General features: G+C 63.9%; 13 protein-coding genes. 11 read left to right on the top strand and 2 right to left on the bottom strand.

Features of this window, described 5'->3' with window-relative positions; translation table 11 throughout:
- Nucleotides 1-67 precede the first annotated feature (67 nt).
- The gene (locus ACHAC9_RS08425; protein WP_435759041.1) at nt 68-2,935 is read right to left on the bottom strand and encodes a TonB-dependent receptor; all 2,868 of its coding nucleotides are present in this window, start codon (nt 2,933-2,935) and stop codon (nt 68-70) included.
- Nucleotides 2,936-3,418: 483 nt separating this feature from the next.
- Between ACHAC9_RS08425 and aroG the strand changes: the two genes are divergently transcribed.
- A complete protein-coding gene (aroG, locus tag ACHAC9_RS08420) occupies nt 3,419-4,477 on the top strand; it encodes a 3-deoxy-7-phosphoheptulonate synthase AroG (protein WP_435759039.1) in 1,059 nt (352 codons plus the stop codon).
- Nucleotides 4,478-4,553: 76 nt separating this feature from the next.
- Here aroG and ACHAC9_RS08415 read toward each other — a convergent pair whose 3' ends face one another.
- Nucleotides 4,554-4,805 (bottom strand): hypothetical protein, encoded by a 252-nt coding sequence (locus ACHAC9_RS08415; protein WP_435759037.1) that lies wholly within the window; start codon nt 4,803-4,805, stop codon nt 4,554-4,556.
- A gap of 149 nt (nt 4,806-4,954) precedes the next feature.
- Here ACHAC9_RS08415 and ACHAC9_RS08410 point away from each other — a divergent pair, with 149 nt between their 5' ends.
- The 10 genes from ACHAC9_RS08410 (at nt 4,955) to infB (ending at nt 19,176) form a co-directional block, all read left to right on the top strand.
- Nucleotides 4,955-5,893: an ABC transporter permease gene (locus tag ACHAC9_RS08410; RefSeq protein ID WP_435759035.1), complete on the top strand. Its 939-nt coding sequence runs from the start codon at nt 4,955-4,957 to the stop codon at nt 5,891-5,893.
- Nucleotides 5,890-6,906, top strand: a complete 1,017-nt coding sequence (locus ACHAC9_RS08405) for an ABC transporter permease (RefSeq protein WP_435759033.1) — start codon at nt 5,890-5,892, stop codon at nt 6,904-6,906. The genes ACHAC9_RS08410 and ACHAC9_RS08405 overlap by 4 nt, the downstream gene beginning before the upstream one ends.
- Nucleotides 6,907-6,913: 7 nt before the next feature.
- Nucleotides 6,914-8,605: an ABC transporter ATP-binding protein gene (locus ACHAC9_RS08400; protein ID WP_435759031.1), complete on the top strand. Its 1,692-nt coding sequence runs from the start codon at nt 6,914-6,916 to the stop codon at nt 8,603-8,605.
- Between the two features lie 78 nt (nt 8,606-8,683).
- Entirely contained in the window at nt 8,684-9,628 is a 945-nt protein-coding gene (locus ACHAC9_RS08395; RefSeq protein ID WP_435759029.1) for a DedA family protein/thiosulfate sulfurtransferase GlpE, read from the top strand.
- A 149-nt stretch (nt 9,629-9,777) separates the two neighbouring features.
- Nucleotides 9,778-10,791 (top strand): glucokinase, encoded by a 1,014-nt coding sequence (locus tag ACHAC9_RS08390; protein ID WP_435759027.1) that lies wholly within the window; start codon nt 9,778-9,780, stop codon nt 10,789-10,791.
- 377 nt (nt 10,792-11,168) lie between these two features.
- Nucleotides 11,169-11,903 (top strand): SMC-Scp complex subunit ScpB, encoded by a 735-nt coding sequence (gene scpB, locus ACHAC9_RS08385; protein WP_435759025.1) that lies wholly within the window; start codon nt 11,169-11,171, stop codon nt 11,901-11,903.
- A complete protein-coding gene (rluB, locus tag ACHAC9_RS08380; RefSeq protein WP_435759023.1) occupies nt 11,890-13,863 on the top strand; it encodes a 23S rRNA pseudouridine(2605) synthase RluB in 1,974 nt (657 codons plus the stop codon). Before scpB ends, rluB begins: the two co-directional genes overlap by 14 nt.
- A 390-nt stretch (nt 13,864-14,253) precedes the next feature.
- Nucleotides 14,254-14,742 (top strand): ribosome maturation factor RimP, encoded by a 489-nt coding sequence (gene rimP, locus ACHAC9_RS08375; protein ID WP_435759021.1) that lies wholly within the window; start codon nt 14,254-14,256, stop codon nt 14,740-14,742.
- Nucleotides 14,739-16,304 (top strand): transcription termination factor NusA, encoded by a 1,566-nt coding sequence (gene nusA / locus ACHAC9_RS08370; RefSeq protein WP_435759019.1) that lies wholly within the window; start codon nt 14,739-14,741, stop codon nt 16,302-16,304. Before rimP ends, nusA begins: the two co-directional genes overlap by 4 nt.
- A gap of 46 nt (nt 16,305-16,350) precedes the next feature.
- Nucleotides 16,351-19,176: a translation initiation factor IF-2 gene (gene infB, locus ACHAC9_RS08365; RefSeq protein WP_435759017.1), complete on the top strand. Its 2,826-nt coding sequence runs from the start codon at nt 16,351-16,353 to the stop codon at nt 19,174-19,176.
- Nucleotides 19,177-19,181 lie beyond the last annotated feature (5 nt).

The following is a 19,181-nucleotide window of genomic DNA, read 5'->3' as shown; positions in this document are numbered from 1 at the left end:
CCTGGATCCGGTTAGTCGGTGATGCCACGTCCGGCCTCGTGGCGCCGGACGTGGCTGCTGCTTCCCGTCAGAACGTGTAGCGGGCGCCGAGCGTGAAGCTGCGTCCGACCGCGCCCTGGAAGTCCAGCGGGTTGTAGGCCTGTGCACCGTAGGTCAGCGGATCGAGCGGCGCGACCTTGTCGAACAGGTTCTCGATCGTGCCGAACACTTCCCAGCCGGGCCGTGGCTTCCAGCGCAGGACCAGGTCGAAGGTCGTGAACGAGGCCAGCTCGCAGTTGCTCGGCGCATCGTCCCCGTTGGCGAAGTGGCTGGCACAGCCCTCCGGGTCGCCCTTGAACAGCACATTGTCGATGGGGCCCCGGTAGTTGGCGTTCAGGGCCACGCGCCAGTCGCCGCGGTCCCAGGCGGCGCGCAGGTTGACGCGGTGGTCCGGCGTGCCGATGCAGTTGGTGACGTCGCAATTGCCGTGGGTGCCGGCGAAGTCGCGCTCGCTGCCGTCCTGCTCGGTGCGCAGCCATTGGTCGAGGAAGGTCCATTTTCCGTCGAGCAAGACGTTGCCCCAGCCGTTAGGCAGGCGCACCGTGTGGCGGGCGTCGACGTCGATGCCGCGCACCTTGGTCGAGGCCGAGTTGACATAGTTCGCCAGCACAGCCGTGATGGCGCCCGGGTCCCCCGGCTGCTGCGCCGTGCTGGGGTCGCGCGATACCTGGCCGGCGGCGATTGCCGCATCGGTCAGCTGCTGGTTGATCTCGTTCTTGCGCTTGATTTGCCAGAGGTCGACCGAAATGCTGGTGCGCGGCAGCGGGTCCCAGATGACGCCGAAATTGAAGCTGCGCGAGCGCTCCGGTTCCAGGGCAGGGTTGGGCGAGGTGATGATCGCAATGGCTGCCGGGTTGCATGCGGTCGTGACGCCCAGGCTGCAGCGCAGCGGATCGGCCGCGGTGGAGAACGCCGCCAGGCCGCCGACGCCGTTCTCGGCCGCGCTGGGGGCGCGGAAGCCCTTTGCGAAGGTGCCGCGCAGGGCCAGCTGGCGCGAGGGTTGCCATTTGGCGCCGAGCTTCGGGGTATACGAGTCGCCGACGTCGGTAAAATGGTCCCAGCGCAGCGCGCCGGTGATCTCGAGGCCCGGCAGCACGGGCGCCAGTGCTTCGCCGTACAGCGCGAACACGTTGCGCGACCCGCGGTAGGCCGAGTAGCCCAGGCCAATCACGTTGCCGCGTTCAGTGCCGGTGGTCGGCTGCAGTTCAGTCTCCTCGCGCCGCCATTCGGCGCCGACCGCCACGCCGATCGCGCCGCCGGCCAGTTTTCCGAACTCACGCGTGGCCTTGAGGTCGCCCTGGACAATCTTGGTCTGGGCGTCGTTGGAGATGGCCGGTGCAATCGCCGCATACACGCCAGGATCGTTGAGACCGGCATTTTCGCCGATGCGCCAGACGGTTCCGGGCGGCAGTGCCGCATAGGCCTGGCTGGTGGCCAGCGCCGCGGCGATGTTCGCGGCAGACGGATCGAGCATGGCGAAGGTGACGTCGCGCTGCAGGTAACCGAAGCGTTCGTTCGACACCATGCTGCGCGAGAAGAGCAGCGAGGTATCGTACTCCCAGCCGGCCAGGGTTCCCTTCACGCCGGCCAGTGCGCGGATAAAGAACGAATCGATCTTCGACACCCGCGGACCGACGTCGCCCGCCAGGTAGCGCAGCCGCGCAGCGGTGCCGAAATAGGGATTGTCCGGATGGGTTGCGCCGAACTGCACGCCGGCATTGCTGACCGGGCCGCCAGGGAAGCCGACGTTGGCGCTGACGGTATTGGGCGTGGTCGAGGAGGCGGTCTTGCTCGAGTACAGGTTCAGTTCGCTGTACGCCTCCATCGCCGGCGTGAGGCGCCAGGTGCCGCGTCCGAAGATGCTGTAGTTCTCCTGCTCGGGCTGCATCTGGTTGTAGCTCAGGGTCGAATCGATCAGGCAGCCGCCGCCGGGATCGCCCTGCGGGTGACTGGTGAAGTTCGAGCAGGCCGCGCCGGGGAAGGGCCGGGTGAATCCGGTTGCCGGGTCGAGGTTGCCGCGATTGAAGTAGTTGTTCGTGGCAGGGTTGCGCACGTTGCCGTTGATGGCGCTGCCGGCGGCGTTATTGCCCGTGATGGCGCCCGTGCCGCCGAGCGCCTCCTGGGCCGAAAAGCCCCACGGGCGCAGGTCGATGCGGCCGATGTAGCGCCGGTCGGAGCGGTCGCGCAGCCACATGTCGTTGCTGCGCTTGAACTCGAAATTGACCAGCCCGTTGAAGCCGTCGGCCTCGAGGTCGCCGAAGCCGTGGGTAATGGCGAAGTTCTGCTCTTCGCCATCCCATTCCTCGGTAATGCCGAGCGAACCGCGCACGGTCGTGCCTTTGAAGTCGCGCCGCAGGATGATGTTGACGACGCCGGCGATCGCGTCCGAGCCATAGATGGCCGAGGCGCCGTCCTTCAGGATCTCGATGCGCTCGACGGCGTCGGTGGGGATCACGTTCAGGTCGGAAAACACTTTCTGGCCATCGTCGGCCAGGCCGTAGGGCGCCATGCGTCGTCCGTTGAGCAGGACCAGGGTCGAGGCCGAACCCAGGCCGCGCAGCGAGATGCCCGAGGCGCCGGCTGCGAAGCCGTTGCCGAAGCTGGTCGGCACCGAGCCCTGGTTGTCGACAGACAGGGTCTGCAGCAGTTCGGACACGGTGCTCTTGCCGGAGCGCTCGATATCGGCCCGGTTGACGGTCAGCACCGACGAGGCGGTTTCGGCTTCAGCACGGCGGATGTTACTGCCGGTGACGACGACGCGCGCGATCGGCTGCGCGGCCGGCGGCGCGACGGCATCTTGCGATTGTGCCTGCGACGGTGCCAGCAGGGCCAGGCCGATGGCGCCGCCGCCCGCGAACAGGCGACGCACGGATCGAGATAACAGGGTTTCAGTCATTTCCGGACTCCCAGGGTATGTAAGAATCCCGGTCCGATTGGCTGCACTTGCGCGGCCTCATATGCTATCTCTCAAGAAATTAATCCAATGCAAAGAGACTTGCTGGCCGGACGGGGGCTTGTCGTAACTTTTGCATTGAAGGCAACACGCTGTCTGATATCTCTCAATCGTAATCGGACCAATGCGGAAAGCTGTCAGTTTCTTGCAACCGCTTGTGACAAAAACTGGAGTTACGCCGCAAATGACGCGGTGCGACAAAACGCTTGCCAATATTCGCAGCCAGCGGTTATAGTCATTTCGACCTTTTTCGGATCCCTCATGCGCAACGCTGTCTTCTTTACCTGCTATTTTTGGTTTAGCCATTCCAGCCTTCAGGCGGTGGAGTAGCGGCAGGTTCACGCATCAGCGAACACAGACCGAACGACACGAAACCGCCAGCGATGGCGGTTTTTTTATTTGCAGACCACATACACGGAGTACCGCATGCCTCGTACCGACGATTTACGCATCCGCGAAATGAAGGAACTGACGCCGCCCTCGCACCTGATCCGCGAGTTCCCGGTGACACCAAAGGCCGAGGAAACCGCGTCCGCCGCGCGGGTGGCGCTGCACCGCATCCTGCACGGCCAGGACGACCGCCTGATGGTGGTGATCGGCCCGTGCTCGATCCATGACCCGAAGGCCGCGCTCGAGTACGCGCGGCGCCTGGTCGAACAACGGCGCCGCTTTGCCGGCGAGCTCGAGATCGTGATGCGGGTGTACTTCGAAAAGCCGCGCACGACGGTGGGCTGGAAGGGGATGATCAACGACCCCTACATGGACAACAGCTTCCGCATCAACGACGGCCTGCGCATGGCGCGCGAGCTGCTGCGCGACGTCAACGAGATGGGGCTGCCTGCCGGTACCGAATTCCTCGACGTGATCAGCCCGCAGTACATCGCCGACCTGATCAGCTGGGGCGCCATCGGCGCCCGGACCACCGAGTCGCAGGTGCACCGAGAGCTCGCGTCCGGCCTGTCCTGTCCGGTCGGCTTCAAGAACGGCACCGACGGCAACATCAAGATTGCGGTGGAAGCGATCAAGGCGGCCTCGCAGCCGCACCATTTCCTGTCGGTCACCAAAGGCGGGCATTCGGCGATCGTCTCGACCGCCGGCAACGAGGATTGCCACGTCATCCTGCGCGGCGGCAAGACCCCGAACTATGACGCGCCCAGCGTCGACGACGCCTGCCGCCAGATCGCCGGGCTCGGCCTGGCCTCGCGCCTGATGATCGACGCCTCGCACGCGAACAGTTCGAAGAAGCCGGAAAACCAGGTGCCGGTGTGCGCCGACATCGGGCGCCAGATCGCCGGCGGCGACGAGCGCATCGTCGGCGTGATGATCGAATCGCACCTGCTGGCGGGACGCCAGGACCTGGTGCCCGGCCAGGAACTGGCGTATGGCCAGTCGGTGACCGACGGCTGCATCGACTGGGACACCAGCATCGGGGTTCTGGAAGGATTGGCGGCGGCAGTGCGCCAGCGCCGTTTGAGGGAAGAATAAAAAAACGGGCGGTGAAACATCACCGCCCGTTTTGACCGACTTGACAGGTGCCCGGCTTGAGCCGGGCAACCATTCCTTAGAACTGGTAGCGTGCGCCCACCTTCAGGTAGCGGCCGATGGCGCCGCTGGCGTCCATCGGGTTGTAGGAGAGGCCACCGTAGGTCAGCGGGTCGAGCGGTGCGACCTTGTCGAGCACGTTGTTGATCGCTGCGAACAGTTGCAGGTTCGGACTCATGTTGTAGCGCGCCGACAGGTCGAAGGTGGTGAAGGACGCCAGGCGGCAGCCGTTCGGCGCATCGGTACCGTCGGCAAGGCGCGAAGCGCACATTGACAGCACCGCGCGCTGAGCCTTGGCTCCGGATTGTGCGGTGCAGCAACGTAGAGCCGCCAAGGGCAAGCGATTTACGCTATCGTTACGCCTTTTGGATACGGCCGAGCGCGCGGAAGGTGCTGCCGGCGCGATCTCAGGGAAGGCTCATGCTGGCTTACATATTCCGGCGGCTGTGGCAGATGCTGCCGACGATGGCAGGCGTCATCGTGCTCGTGTTCGTGCTGTTCAACTGGGTTGGCGGCGACCCCGCGTATCTGCTCGCCGGCAAGATGGCCGACGAGGCGGCGATTGCGAACATCCGCGCCCAGCTCGGCATCGACCAGCCCTGGCACGTGCAGCTCTGGATCTTCGTCAAGCAGATCCTCACCTTTGATTTCGGCAACGCCTGGAGCACGGGCGAACCGGTCTCCCGGATCATCGCCAGCCGGCTGGGACCCTCGTTGACGGTGCTGGTGCCGCTGACCATTCTCGAAACCTTCTTCGGCATCGCGCTGGCGCTGGCAATCGCATTCGTGCGCGGCTCGCTCACCGACCGCGCCGTCATGGTGGCCTGCACGGTCGGCATGTCGATGTCGATCCTGGTCTACATCATCGTGTTCCAGTACTTCTTTGCCTACAAGCTGGGGCTATTTCCGGTGCAGGGCTGGGGGAATAGCGTCGGGGAAAACTTACTGCACTATGCGCTGCTGCCGATCATCATTGGTCTGGCGGTATCGATCGCGCCGACCCTGCGCCTGTACCGCAGTTTCGTGCTCGATGAAGTGCACCAGGATTACGTGCGTACGGCACGCGCCAAGGGCCTGGGTGAGCGCCGCATCGTCTGGGTGCACGTGCTCAGGAATGCGGCGATACCGATCATCACCCATGTGATGGCGAACCTGCCGGCATTGCTGATCGGCGCCTTTCTGCTCGAGCGCTTTTTCGGCATTCCCGGCATCGGGCGCGAAGTGATCCTGGCCGTCGAACGCAGCGACTTTCCGGTGATTAAAGCCATTACCGTCTACGTGGCCGCCGCGACGATGGTGTTCAACCTGCTGGCCGACCTGCTGTATGGCGCGGTCGATCCACGTGTGCAATTGAAATGAGGGCCGTCTTGAACCACCATGCTGTGTCGCCAGGCCTGTGGATGCTGGCCTGGCGGCGCCTGCGCGCCGACCGCATCGCCATGACAGCGCTGGCCGTGGTTGGCGCTTTTCTCCTGATGCTGGTGGGCTCAATCAGCGGACTGATCGCGAACGACTGGGAAGAAGAGGTGGCGGTCAACTACGCGCCACCAGGCTTCCTCAAGCCCGACGCCGCGACTGCCGCGCTGGCACGTCCGCAGGCGCCGACGCCGCCGAATGCCTTCGATCCGCTGGCGTCCGAACTGGCAGTGCTGGAGGCGCAAGTGCAGGCCACGCACCCGCCACGCGCGAAAGCATTGACCCTGCCGTTCGGCGCCGACAAGTGGGGGCATGACGTCCTCAAGAAAACCGTCAAGGGCGGCGAGACCTCGATCGTGGTGGGACTGGTGGCAGCCTTCGTCGCGGTTGCGCTCGGCACCCTGTTCGGCGCCGTCTCCGGCTTTTATGGCGGTGCGGTCGATGACCTGTTCAACTGGTTCTACAGCATTTTTACCTCGATTCCTTCGATCCTGATGATTCTCACCGTTGCCGCCGTGCTGCAGCAAAAGGGCGTGATGACGATCGTGCTGATCCTGGGCCTGACCGGCTGGACCGGCCCGTATCGCCTGGTGCGTGCCGAATACATCAAGCACAAGGCGCGCGAATACGTGATGGCGGCCGATGCAATCGGGGCCTCAAACTGGCGCAAGATGTTCTCGCACATATTTCCGAACGTCTCGCACGTGGCGCTGGTGCAGTTGTCGATCCTGGTCGTCGGTTTCATCAAGGCCGAAGTGATTCTCTCCTTCCTCGGTTTTGGCGTGCCGGTCGGCACCGTTTCCTGGGGCAGCATGCTCAACGAAGCGCAGAATGAGCTGATCCTTGGCAAGTGGTGGCAGTTGGCAGCCGCGGCCGGCGCCATGGCGCTCCTGGTGACGGCGTTTTCGCTGTTTACCGATGCGCTGCGCGATGCGCTCGACCCGAAACTGAAGTGAGGCGGGCATGACTATTCACCCTGACATGCTGCTGCAAGTGCGCGACTTGCGCATTTCCTTCCGCGTCGACAAGAAGAACACGGCCGAGGCAATCAAGGGCATTTCGTTCGACGTTCCGCACAACAGCACTGTGGCGCTGGTAGGCGAATCGGGCAGCGGCAAGTCGGTCAGTTCGCTTGCCGTGATGGGTCTGCTGCCGCCCGAGACAACGATCGTGCATGAGGGATCGCGTGTCCTGTTCAACGGGCGCGAGCTGTTGCAGTTGCCGCCCCTGGAGCGCCGCAAGCTGTGCGGCAAGGACATCGCGATGATTTTCCAGGAGCCGATGTCGTCCTTGAATCCCGTGTTCACGGTGGGCTTCCAGATCGGCGAGGTGCTGCGCCTGCACATGGGCATGAGCAAGAAGGGGGCGCGTGCCCGTACGCTTGCACTGCTGGAGGAAGTCGGTATTCCCGAGCCGGCGGACAAGATCGACGCCTACCCGAGCCAGATGTCGGGCGGGCAGCAGCAGCGCGTCATGATCGCGATGGCCATTGCCTGCGAACCGAAGCTGCTCATTGCCGACGAGCCGACCACGGCGCTCGACGTGACCATCCAGAAGCAGATCATGGAACTGATCGCGGCCCTGCAGAAGAAGCACAGCATGTCGGTCCTGTTCATCACCCACGACCTCGGGCTGGTGGGAGAAATTGCCGACCGCGTGATCGTGATGCGCGATGGCGAGGTGCGCGAGGCGGGCACCAGCAGCCAGGTCTTTGGCGCCCCGAAGGATGCCTACACGCGCGCGCTGCTGCATTGCCGGCCGACGCTCGATGCGCGCCCGGTACGGCTGCCGGTGATCGACGATTTTTTGAGCGGGCGAACTGATCCGCTCGCCGTCTTGCCACAACGCACGCGCGGTTATGCGGCGGACGACGAGAACATCCTGGTGGTGAAGAATCTGGCCAAGAGCTTCACGCTGCGCCAGGGACTGTTCGGCAAGCGTGCCTTCCATGCGGTGAAAGACGTGTCGTTCACGCTCCCGCGCGGCAAAACCCTGGGCGTGGTCGGCGAGTCCGGCTCCGGCAAGACCACGGTCGGATTGACCCTGCTGCGCCTGCACCGCGCCACAGGCGGCAGCGCGCTGTTCGAAGGGCGCGACTTGTTCGCCATGCCGGAGCGCGAGTATGCCGTCTATAAACGGCGCATCCAGATTATCTTCCAGAACCCGTATGCGTCGCTCAATCCCCGCTTTACGGTCGGCCAAATTTTGCTCGAACCGATGCGCATCCACGGTATTGGTCGCGACGAGCGCGAACGCACCAGGTCGGTGCATGCGCTGCTGGAGCGGGTCGGCTTGCCGGCGCAGGCATTTGGCCGCTATCCGCACGAGTTTTCCGGCGGCCAGCGCCAGCGCATCGCGATTGCCCGCTGCCTGACGATGAAGCCGGACATCCTGGTCTGCGACGAGTCGGTCTCGGCGCTCGACGTCTCGGTGCAGGCCCAGGTGCTGAACCTGCTGCAGGATCTGCAGGACGAATACAAGCTGAGCTACATTTTCATTTCGCACGACCTGTCGGTGGTGCGCTATATCGCCGACCGCGTGATGGTGATGCATCACGGCAGCGTGGTTGAAATGGCCGATTCGGACGAGCTGTACCGCAATCCGCAGCATCCTTATACGCAGTCGTTGCTGGCGGCGATTCCGCGCCTGGCGTAAGGGACATACGGCCGCCGAACCCTTGTAAAAAACCGGCACCCGCCAGCCGAAAAAGGCGAATTCGGCTACCATGAACGGATGTCCCAGCTCACCCTCCTGATCCAGAACCACGGTGTCTTCTTCCTCTTCGGCACCGTCTTGCTGGAGCAGTTCGGCCTGCCGATTCCCGCTTTTCCGATCCTGGTGCTGGCCGGTGCGATGGCGATGGAGGGCGGTGCCAGTTGGCAGTTGTGCCTGGCTGCGGTGCTGCTGGCTTGCCTGATCTGCGACTACTTCTGGTTCAGCGCCGGACGTTGCTATGGCAAGGGCGTGCTGCGCCTGCTGTGCCGTATTTCCCTGTCACCCGATTCCTGTGTCAACCAGACCGAAGACCGGTTCCGCCGTTTCGGTCCGAAGTCGCTGCTGGTCTCGAAATTCATTCCCGGCTTCAATACCATTGCCGCGCCGATGTCCGGTGCGCTCGGCACCAGTACGCGCACCTTCCTCGGTTTCGCGAGCACCGGCGCGCTGCTGTGGGGCGGCACCGGCATCGCGGTGGGCGCCATCTTCCACGACAGCGTCGACCGCGTATTGGTGACCCTGGAAACCATGGGCAGTGCCGCGCTGATGGTGCTGGGCGGCCTGCTGGCGCTGTTCGTCGCCTACAAGTATGTGGAGCGGCGCCGCCACCGGGCCACGCTCGCCGTGCCCCGTATCGCGATCGCCGAACTGAGGGCGCTCATCGACAGCGGGCACGATCCGCTCATCATCGATGCGCGCAGCCTCACCGCCCAGGGGCTCGAGTCGGCCATCCCGGGGGCGCTGCTGTACAAGGACTGCGAACCGGGGCAACTGATGGCCAGCCTCGACAAGGACCGGCACATCGTCGTGTATTGCAGCTGCCCGAACGACGTCTCGGCGGCGCAGGTAGCCACGCAGTTCCTGGCCAACGGTTTTCACCGGGCCCGGCCCCTGCATGGCGGGCTCGATGCCTGGCAGACGCACCATGCGCAAGCTGCTCCCGCTCAGCCGGCCGCATGCTGAGTCGCCCAGTCGCTGACGTAGTCGTACTACTTTAGAGCCTTGCTAATATGCGCGTCGGGTAGGCGTCCTTGTACCTAAACTACAAAATATACTTGTAAGTCAGCAAAGAAATCCAGTAAGCTTGGACATCACCAGCCTTATGTCCCGCAATGACTGCTTCTCTGCCTGCTCACCTCGCTTCCAGCGCCAGCCCCTTCGATAGCCCACGCCTGCTGGCCGATGTCGGCGGCACCAATGCGCGCTTCGCGCTGGAACTGGCCCCGGGACAGTTCGAGGCGGTGCAAGTGCTCGCTTGCGGCGACCATGCGACGTTTGCCGACGCCATGCGCGCTTACCTGGCGTCGCCTGCCGCGGTGGCAGCAGGCCAGGTAAGCCATGCCGCGGTGGCGATTGCGAATCCGGTCGATGGCGACCAGATCCGCATGACGAACCACCATTGGCAATTCTCGATCGAGGCGGTGCGCCGTGAAGTCGGTCTGGACACGTTGTTGGTGGTGAACGATTTCTACGCGCTGGCGCGTTCGCTGCCGCACCTGCCCGACGCCGACAAGGTGCAGGTCGGCGGCGGCATGGCGCGTGCCGGGGCGCCGCTCGGCCTGCTCGGCGCCGGTACGGGGCTCGGTGTGTCCGGCCTGATCCCGACCGGAAGCAGCTGGATCGCGCTCAACAGCGAAGGCGGTCACGTCGGCTTTTCGCCCGCGAATGAACTCGAAGTCGCAGTGCTGCAATACGCATGGCGCGAATTCGAACACGTCTCGGCCGAACGCTTCCTGTCGGGCGCCGGCGTCGGACTGATCTACCGGGCGCTGGCACATATCGGGGGCCAGCCGATGGAAAGCTTGAGCGCACCGGAAATCTCGCGCCGCGCGCTGACGGGAGAGTGCGCTTTGTCGGAGCAGGTGATCGATGTCTTCTGCGGCATGCTCGGCTGCGCTGCCGGCAATCTCGCCGTGACGCTCGGCGCCCAGGGCGGCGTGTATATTGGCGGCGGCATCGTGCCGCGCCTGGGCGAGCGTTTCGCCAGTTCCTGCTTCCGCAGCCGCTTCGAACAGAAGGGCCGCTTCGCTTCCTACCTGGCCCAGGTGCCCACCTACGTGATCACGGCCGAATATCCGGCTTTCCTTGGCGTGTCCGCTGTTTTGGCGGAAAAACTGTCGGCTTGAAGCCAAAGCGGGCGCGCACCCCTTGCGCAAGTGGCCCCACCAAGGTTTTATCGGTTACAATGAATCGCAGTTGAAAGAAACGATGTCGATCTTGTCATGGCGCGCTTACCCCAGAGCCGCATGCCAGGTCCGCGTTTCGCTGAATAATCATCTGTAGGCCGCCCGCCTGGCACGCGGACAGCCCTTGTGGCAGGGTCCTGTCCCGCCACCGTTATTCCGCCCGCCGCGTCCAAGCGCGGGCCATTGATTCCTGTTTCAACGAGCAGTACTGCGAACCGCGTTGGCGATATGGCCTGCGCTGCGCCGATTCCGGCCAGCCGCCGAGCGCTGGACGCTTATTTATTTGATCGTTTCCTGGCGTGAGCCTGACATCGAGCATGAAGACTGATGAGGCCAAGCGGGTCCTCGAGACCGCCTTGCTGTGCGCGCGCGAGCCGATGTCGCTGCACGGCATGAAGAAACTGTTTGCCGATGTCGACGCGGGTGGGCGGGTGCTCGGCATCGGTGTCGGGCTCGATACCATCAAGCTGCTGCTCGAGGAACTGCGCCACGACTGGAAAGACCGCGGCATCGAGATCGTCAGCCTGGCATCGGGCTGGCGCTTCCAGAGCCGTCCCGAGATGAAGCCCTATCTCGACCGTATTACGCCGGAAAAGCCGCCGAAGTACTCGCGGGCCACGCTCGAGACCTTGGCGATCATCGCCTACCGCCAGCCGGTCACGCGCGGCGACATCGAGGAAATCCGCGGCGTCGCGGTGAACTCGCAGACGATCAAGATGCTGGAAGACCGTGGCTGGATCGACGTCGTCGGCCACCGCGAAGTGGTAGGCCGGCCGGCCTTGCTGGGCACGACGAAGCAATTCCTCGACGACCTCGGCCTGGCATCGCTCGGGCAATTGCCTGCGCTAGATAGTATTGCCGACGCCCAGGATGGGTGCAGCCTGGAAGCGCTGGAAGCGGCGCTGCAACAGAATTTTAACAAGACGGACGCGCAGGCGAACGTCGACGACGAACAAGTTACTTCACCCGTTGAAGTCCCGATACACGACCCGCAACCGGCCTACGGCGTGGACAGGGTCAACAACAACGAAACGAACGATGAATCCAACTGACACCGATACCATGCCTGCCGAAGCGGGCAAGGACGACGCGGCAAAACCGAAGCGTCGCACCAAGGCTGCTGCAGCGGCGGCAGACACCGCAGCGCCGGCTGCCGCACCGACGGCTGCCGTACCTGCCGAGAAGCCGAAGCGCCGTACCAAGGCCGCTGTTGCTGCCGACAGCGCCGCGCCCGCGAGCGCAGAAGCCGCTGCGCCAGCGGCCGACATTGCACCGGCGCGCGTTTCCGTGCGCAAGCCGCGCGGGGCCAGGGCCAAGCCGGCCGAAGCACCTGCCCAGTCGATGGACACCGGGCCGCAGCCGGTAGCGGCGACGACGCCAGCCCCGGCCGCCGACAATATGGCCGCCGCTGACGCACCACGCCAGGAGCAGGGTCAGCGCAAGCCGCGCGGTCCGCGCCAGATGCGCGAACAGCGCGCAGTGCGCGAAGCACTCCGCCCGGTTCCGGCGCCGGCAGTCGAGGCAGCCCCTGAAGCGCAGCTTGAGGACGCGCCGCAGGCCGCAGCCGAGCAGGGCGGTGAAGCGCGCCGCGAGCCGCGCCAGGGTAAAGGTAAGGGCAAGAACGCCAAAGGAGCGCCAAATGCTGCTCCACGCAACGCGCAGCCGGGCGCTCAGCCAGGCGGCCGCGGCCAGGCCGGCAAGCCGAACGCCAAGGGTAAGCCTGGCGCCAAGCCAAGCGACGCCGACGCCGTGTTCTCGTTCGTCACCTCGGACGCGTTCGACGCCAACGAAGGCGGCCGTGGCCAGGCGCCGAAGGCCGTGCGCCGCGACCTGACCGCCGACGACGACGCGCCGAAGCTGCACAAGGTGCTGGCCGAAGCCGGTCTCGGTTCGCGCCGCGACATGGAAGACCTGATCGTTGCCGGCCGCGTGTCGGTGAACGGCGAGCCGGCCCACATCGGCCAGCGCATCCTGCCGACTGACGCCGTGCGCATCAACGGTAAACTCATCCAGCGCCGCGTCACGAGCAGCAAGCCGCCGCGCGTGCTGGTGTATCACAAGCCGGCCGGCGAAATCGTCAGTCACGACGATCCGGAAGGCCGTCCGTCGGTGTTCGACCGCCTGCCGACCATGAAGACCGGCAAGTGGCTGGCCGTGGGCCGCCTCGACTTCAACACCGAAGGCCTGCTGCTGTTCACGACCTCGGGTGACCTGGCGAACCGCCTGATGCACCCGCGTTACAACATCGACCGCGAATACGCCGTGCGTACGCTGGGCGAACTGGAAGAAGGCATGCGCCAGAAGCTGCTGGCCGGCGTCGAGCTCGACGATGGCGTGGCGAGCTTCACCAAGATTGCCGATGGCGGCGGCGAAGGCATCAACAAGTGGTACCGCGTGGTGATCGGCGAAGGCCGCAACCGCGAAGTGCGCCGCATGTTCGAGGCCGTCGGTCTGACCGTCTCGCGCCTGATCCGTACCCGCTACGGCGCAATGACCCTGCCGTCGGGCCTGAAGCGCGGCCGCTGGGAAGAGATGGAAGAAAACGACGTGCGCAGCTTCATGTCCGCGTTCGGCATCGAGAAGAAGGGTGCCGCGGGCGGCGCCGACAAGGGCAAGGGCGGCAAGGGCGGCCCGCAGGGCGATCCGCGCCGTTCCGACGGTAACCGCATCGACCGTGTCGATGCGAACCGCAATGTCGATCCGTACGGCCCGGCGGTGGGGCGCGTCGGCGCGCCGCCGCGTGGCGGCGCCGCGCCTGCGGGCCGTGGCCCGGCCGGTGCCGGTGGCGGCAAGGGCCGCGGCGCGAATGCCGGCGGCTTCGGCGGCGGTGCATCCGGTCGTCCGACCGGTGGTGGCGGTGGTGGCGGCGGCGGTGGTGCCGGCGGTCGTCCACGCCAGCCCGATCCGCTGCAGACCACGTTCGGCTTTGGCAATGCCGGTGGCACACGTCGCGGTGGCCAAGGTTCGCGCGGCGCCGAGCCGGGCCTCCCGCGCCGCGGCCGTCGCGGTTAAGGTGTTGTCGGGTGGGCCGGGCCGATATCGGAACCGAGCCCGCGCGGTACACCGCTTGCATTGCGGCGCCTTGCCACCAAATGGGGTGGCCGGGTTCGGCCAAGCTTACGCGGCAGTTAGCAGCTGACATCGCCATCGCAGGTCCTTGTGTTCCTGACACGACCCGTTTCAGCTTTAATATCGTGCGCAGGCGTTGTTCGCTTGCTCATAAAATGGTATGTCGATTGCAGCGTGCCCTCGAATACGTTATAATCTGCAGCCTAAACGAAGTCCTTTCCCAGTATTAATTTGGTGCAAGTGCTTTCATCTGGTTGGGTTGTAAATACAAAAAGATGGGCAGATGCCCATTTTTTTTTTGGTAAAACGCTTTGAAGCCCTTGGAGAAGTACCGTGCAGCAGTTTGATTTGATCGCCAAGACAGTCGGTGGCCTCGGCTATGACCTCGTTGATGTTGAGCGCGGCGAGCGCGGGGTGCTGCGCGTGTTTATCGATTTCCCGGCTGCCGTCGCGGAAGAGAAGGGCCTGATTTCCGTCGAGGATTGCGCAATGGTGAGTCGCCAGTTGTCGCACGTGCTGACGGTGGAGAACGTCGATTACGAACGTCTCGAGATTTCGTCGCCCGGGCTTGATCGCCCGGTGCGCACCCTGGCCGATTTCGAACGCTTCGCCGGCCACGAATGCACGGTGAAGCTGCATGTCGCCATGCCGGGCGCCGCGAACCGGAAGACCTTCACGGGCATCCTGGTGGCGCCGGAAGGCGACAAGATCGGTCTGGAATTTGAAGGTAAAGATGGGCTGGCGTTGTTGGAATTTACGCTGGCCGAATTGGACAAGGCACGTTTGGTGCCGCAGGTGGATTTTAGGAGTCGCAAAGCATGAGTCGCGAAATTTTGTTATTGGTTGATGCGCTTGCGCGCGAAAAGAATGTCGATAAGGAAGTGGTGTTCGGGGCGCTCGAGTTTGCCCTGGCCCAGGCCACCAAAAAGCGCTATGAAGGCGAGGTCGACATTCGCGTGAACATCGATCGCGACACCGGCGAGTTCGAGACTTTCCGCCGCTGGCACGTGGTACCCGATGAAGCCGGCATGCAACTGCCGGACCAGGAAATCCTGCACTTCGAAGCAAAAGAACAAATTGCCGACATCGAAGTCGACGAATACATTGAAGAGCCGGTGGAATCGGTCGACTTCGGCCGCCGCTTCGCCCAGGACACCAAGCAAGTCGTCCTGCAGCGCGTACGTGATGCCGAGCGCGAGCAGATCCTGCAAGACTTCCTCGAGCGCGGCGACGCGCTGGTCACCGGCACCATCAAGCGCATGGAACGCGGCGATGCGATCGTGGAATCAGGCAAGATCGAAGCGCGCCTGCCGCGCGACCAGATGATCCCGAAAGAGAATCTGCGCATCGGCGACCGCGTCCGTGCTTATATCCTTCGCGTGGACCGCAACATGCGCGGCCCGCAGGTGATCCTGTCGCGTACCGCGCCGGAATTCATCATGAAGCTGTTCGAGCTGGAAGTGCCGGAAATCGAGCAGGGCCTGCTGGACATTAAGTCGGCTGCCCGTGACGCCGGCGTGCGCGCCAAGATCGCGGTCTTTACTTCGGACAAGCGCATCGACCCGATCGGTACCTGTGTCGGCATGCGCGGTTCGCGCGTCCAGGCCGTCACCGGTGAACTGGGCGGCGAGCGCGTCGACATCGTGCTGTGGTCGGATGATCCGGCCCAGTTCGTCATCGGCGCCCTGGCGCCGGCGAACGTGTCGTCGATCATGGTTGACGAAGAAAAGCACGCAATGGACGTCGTGGTCGACGAAGAGAACCTGGCCATCGCGATCGGCCGCTCCGGCCAGAACGTGCGCCTGGCCTCGGAACTGACCGGCTGGAAAATCAACATCATGACGGCCGAGGAATCGGCCAACAAGGTGGCCGTGGAAACAGCGTCGATTCGGTCGCTGTTCATGGAAAAGTTGGACGTTGACCAGGAAGTGGCCGATATCCTCGTCGATGAAGGTTTCTCGAGCCTGGAAGAAATTGCGTACGTACCGATTTCGGAAATGCTGGAAATCGAATCGTTCGACGAAGAAACCGTCAGCGAACTGCGTACCCGTGCCCGGGATGCGCTCGTGACCGAAGCAATCGCTTCGGAAGAGGGCCTGGAAGGCATGGACGAGCAACTGGTCAATCTGGAAAGTATGGACCGTACGACTGCCGGCAAGCTTGGCCTGGCCGGCATCAAGACGGTGGAAGCATTTGCAGGACTCGCGTACGACGAATTCGGTGCCATTCTGGCCCTGCCGTCGGAGCGCGCCCGTGAACTGATCAAGAACGAATTTAATGATGTGACCGACGATGAGATGAAGCTGGTCGACAGTAAATATGATGACCGCGCCAAAGCGCTGCAGGCGAAAGCCTGGAGCATGGCAGAAACGGCCAAGGCATAATTTGCAAATCTTTATCATCTCCGCGACACATAGAAAAGAGGACTGAATGGCGAGTAACAACGTAGCCCAATTTGCCACCGAACTGAAGATGCCTGCAGATTTGCTGCTGACGCAGCTGCGTTCTGCCGGCGTCGAGAAAAGCTCGACGTCAGATCCCTTGTCAAAGGATGATAAGGACAAGCTGCTGAATCACCTGCGCCGTACCCACGGCGCCGGCGAAGGGACTGAGAAGAAAAAAATCACGGTCACCCGCAAGGAAACGAGCGAGATCAAGCAGGCGGACGCTTCCGGCAAGTCACGCACGATCCAGGTCGAAGTGCGCAAGAAGCGCACCTTCGTCCAGCGCGACGACGTCATTCCAGCGCCGGCCGCACCTGCCCAAGCGGCTGCCCCTGTGATCGACGAAGCTGAAATCGCCCGCCGCGAGGAAGAGTCGCGCCGTCATGTCGAGCTCGTTGCTCGCCAGGAAGCGGACCTGCGTGAAAAGCAGGAACGCCTCGCCAAGCTCGAGTCCGAGCGCGCCGAGCAAGCCAAGGCCGCCGAAGACCAGGCCAAGCGCGACGCCGCCGAACAAGCCAAGCGCAACGCAGCCGCTACCGCAGCCGCCAACTCGGCTGCCGGCGAACAAGCGAAGCAGGCTGCCGCCGACGACGCCAAGCGCAAGTCGGAAGAAGCCGCCAAGGAAGCTGCCGAGCGCGCTGCCGCCACCGAGAAGGCACGCAAGGCCGTGGCCGACGAAGTGGCCCAGATCAAGCTGATGATGGCGCAGCCGCGCCGTGTCATCAAGGCGCCTGAGCCGGTGCCGCCACCGGTCGTGGTCAAGCCGGCCGCACCTGCCGGCACGCTGCACAAGCCTGCCGACAAGAAGCCGACCGATGCGACTGCCAAGCCGGGCGACAAGAAGCCGGCCGACAAGAAGTCGATCAAGTCGGCGAACGTGTCCTCGACCTGGTCGGACGACGCCAAGAAGCGTGGCGCACCGAGTGGTGCGAAGGGCCGTGGTGCCCCTAGCGCGCCGAGCGGCCGTGACGGCTGGCGTAGTGGTGGCCGTAGTGGTGGCCGTCGTTCTTCGCATGACGACCGCGAAACCAACTTCCAGGCGCCGACCGAGGCGATCGTCAAGGACGTCCACGTCCCTGAAACGATCACCGTGGCCGAACTCGCCCACAAGATGTCGGTGAAGGCATCGGAAGTCATCAAGCAACTGATGAAGCTGGGCCAGATGTGCACCATTAACCAGGTGCTGGACCAGGAAACCGCGATGATCCTGGTGGAAGAGATGGGCCATAAAGCCTTCGCTGCCGCCGAGGACGATCCGGAAGCGCTGCTGGCCGACCAGGGCGAGCACGCCGAGTTCGAGTCGACCTCGCGTGCACCGGTCGTGACCGTCATGGGTCACGTCGACCACGGTAAAACCTCGCTGCTCGATTACATCCGCCGCGCCAAGGTTGCTGCGGGCGAAGCCGGCGGCATTACCCAGCACATCGGTGCATACCACGTGGATACTCCACGCGGCATGATCACCTTCCTGGATACCCCGGGCCACGAAGCGTTCACCGCGATGCGTGCCCGTGGCGCCAAGGCGACCGACATCGTCATCCTGGTGGTCGCTGCCGACGACGGCGTGATGCCGCAAACGAAGGAAGCAATTGCTCACGCAAAAGCTGCCGGCGTGCCACTGGTTGTTGCGATCAACAAGATCGACAAGCCGGGCGCCAACCTCGACCGCGTCACGCAGGAACTGGTCGCTGAAGGCGTGGTGCCGGAAGAATACGGTGGCGAGTCGCCATTCGTGCCGGTGTCCGCCAAAATCGGTACCGGTATCGACGATCTGCTCGAGCAAGTGCTGCTGCAGGCCGAGGTACTGGAACTGACGGCGCCGATCGAAGCTCCGGCCCGCGGTCTGGTGGTCGAAGCCCGTCTGGACAAGGGCCGTGGCCCGGTCGCGACGATCCTGGTGCAGTCGGGTACCCTGCGCCGCGGCGACGTGGTGCTGGCAGGTTCCGCTTATGGTCGTGTCCGTGCAATGCTGGACGAAAACGGCAAGTCGGTTGCCACCGCTGGTCCGTCCTTCCCGGTCGAGATCCAGGGCCTGACCGAAGTGCCGGTTGCCGGTGAAGAAGTCATGGTCATGGCCGACGAGCGCAAGGCGCGTGAAATCGGTCTGTTCCGTCAAGGTAAGTTCCGCGACGTGAAGCTGGCCAAGCAGCAGGCAGCGAAGCTGGAAAACATGTTCGAGCAGATGGCCGAGGGCGAGGTGAAGAACCTGCCGCTGATCATCAAGACCGACGTGCAGGGTTCGCAGGAAGCACTGGTCAGTTCGCTCCAGAAGTTGTCGACGTCGGAAGTGCGTGTGCAGGTCGTGCACGCCGCCGTCGGTGGCATCACCGAGTCGGACGTCAACCTGGCAGTGGCATCGAAGGCAGTCATCATCGGCTTCAACGCCCGTGCCGACGCCCAGGGCCGCAAGCTGGCCGAAGCCAACGGCGTGGACATTCGTTACTACAGCATCATTTACGATGCGATCGACGAAATCCGCACCGCACTGTCGGGCATGCTGGCACCGGAGAAGCGCGAGACCATCACCGGCCAGGTCGAGATTCGCCAGGTCATCCTGGTCTCGAAAGTCGGCGCGATTGCCGGCTGTCTGGTCACCGATGGCGTGGTTCGCCGCAGCTCCTCGGTTCGCCTGCTGCGCAACAACATCGTCCTCTGGACTGGCGAGATCGACTCGCTCAAGCGTTTCAAGGACGATGCGAAAGAAGTGCGCGCCGGCCTCGAGTGCGGCCTGTCGCTGAAGAACAACAACGAAATCCAGGTTGGCGACGTCCTGGAAGTGTTCGAAGTGACCGAAGTGGCTCGTACGCTGTAATTTCA

This window comes from Massilia sp. CMS3.1 (genome assembly GCF_051262535.1).
Classification (GTDB): domain Bacteria; phylum Pseudomonadota; class Gammaproteobacteria; order Burkholderiales; family Burkholderiaceae_D; genus Telluria.
The sequence above is the reverse complement of the archived record's forward strand: the minus strand, read 5'-3'. Positions and strand labels throughout refer to the sequence as shown.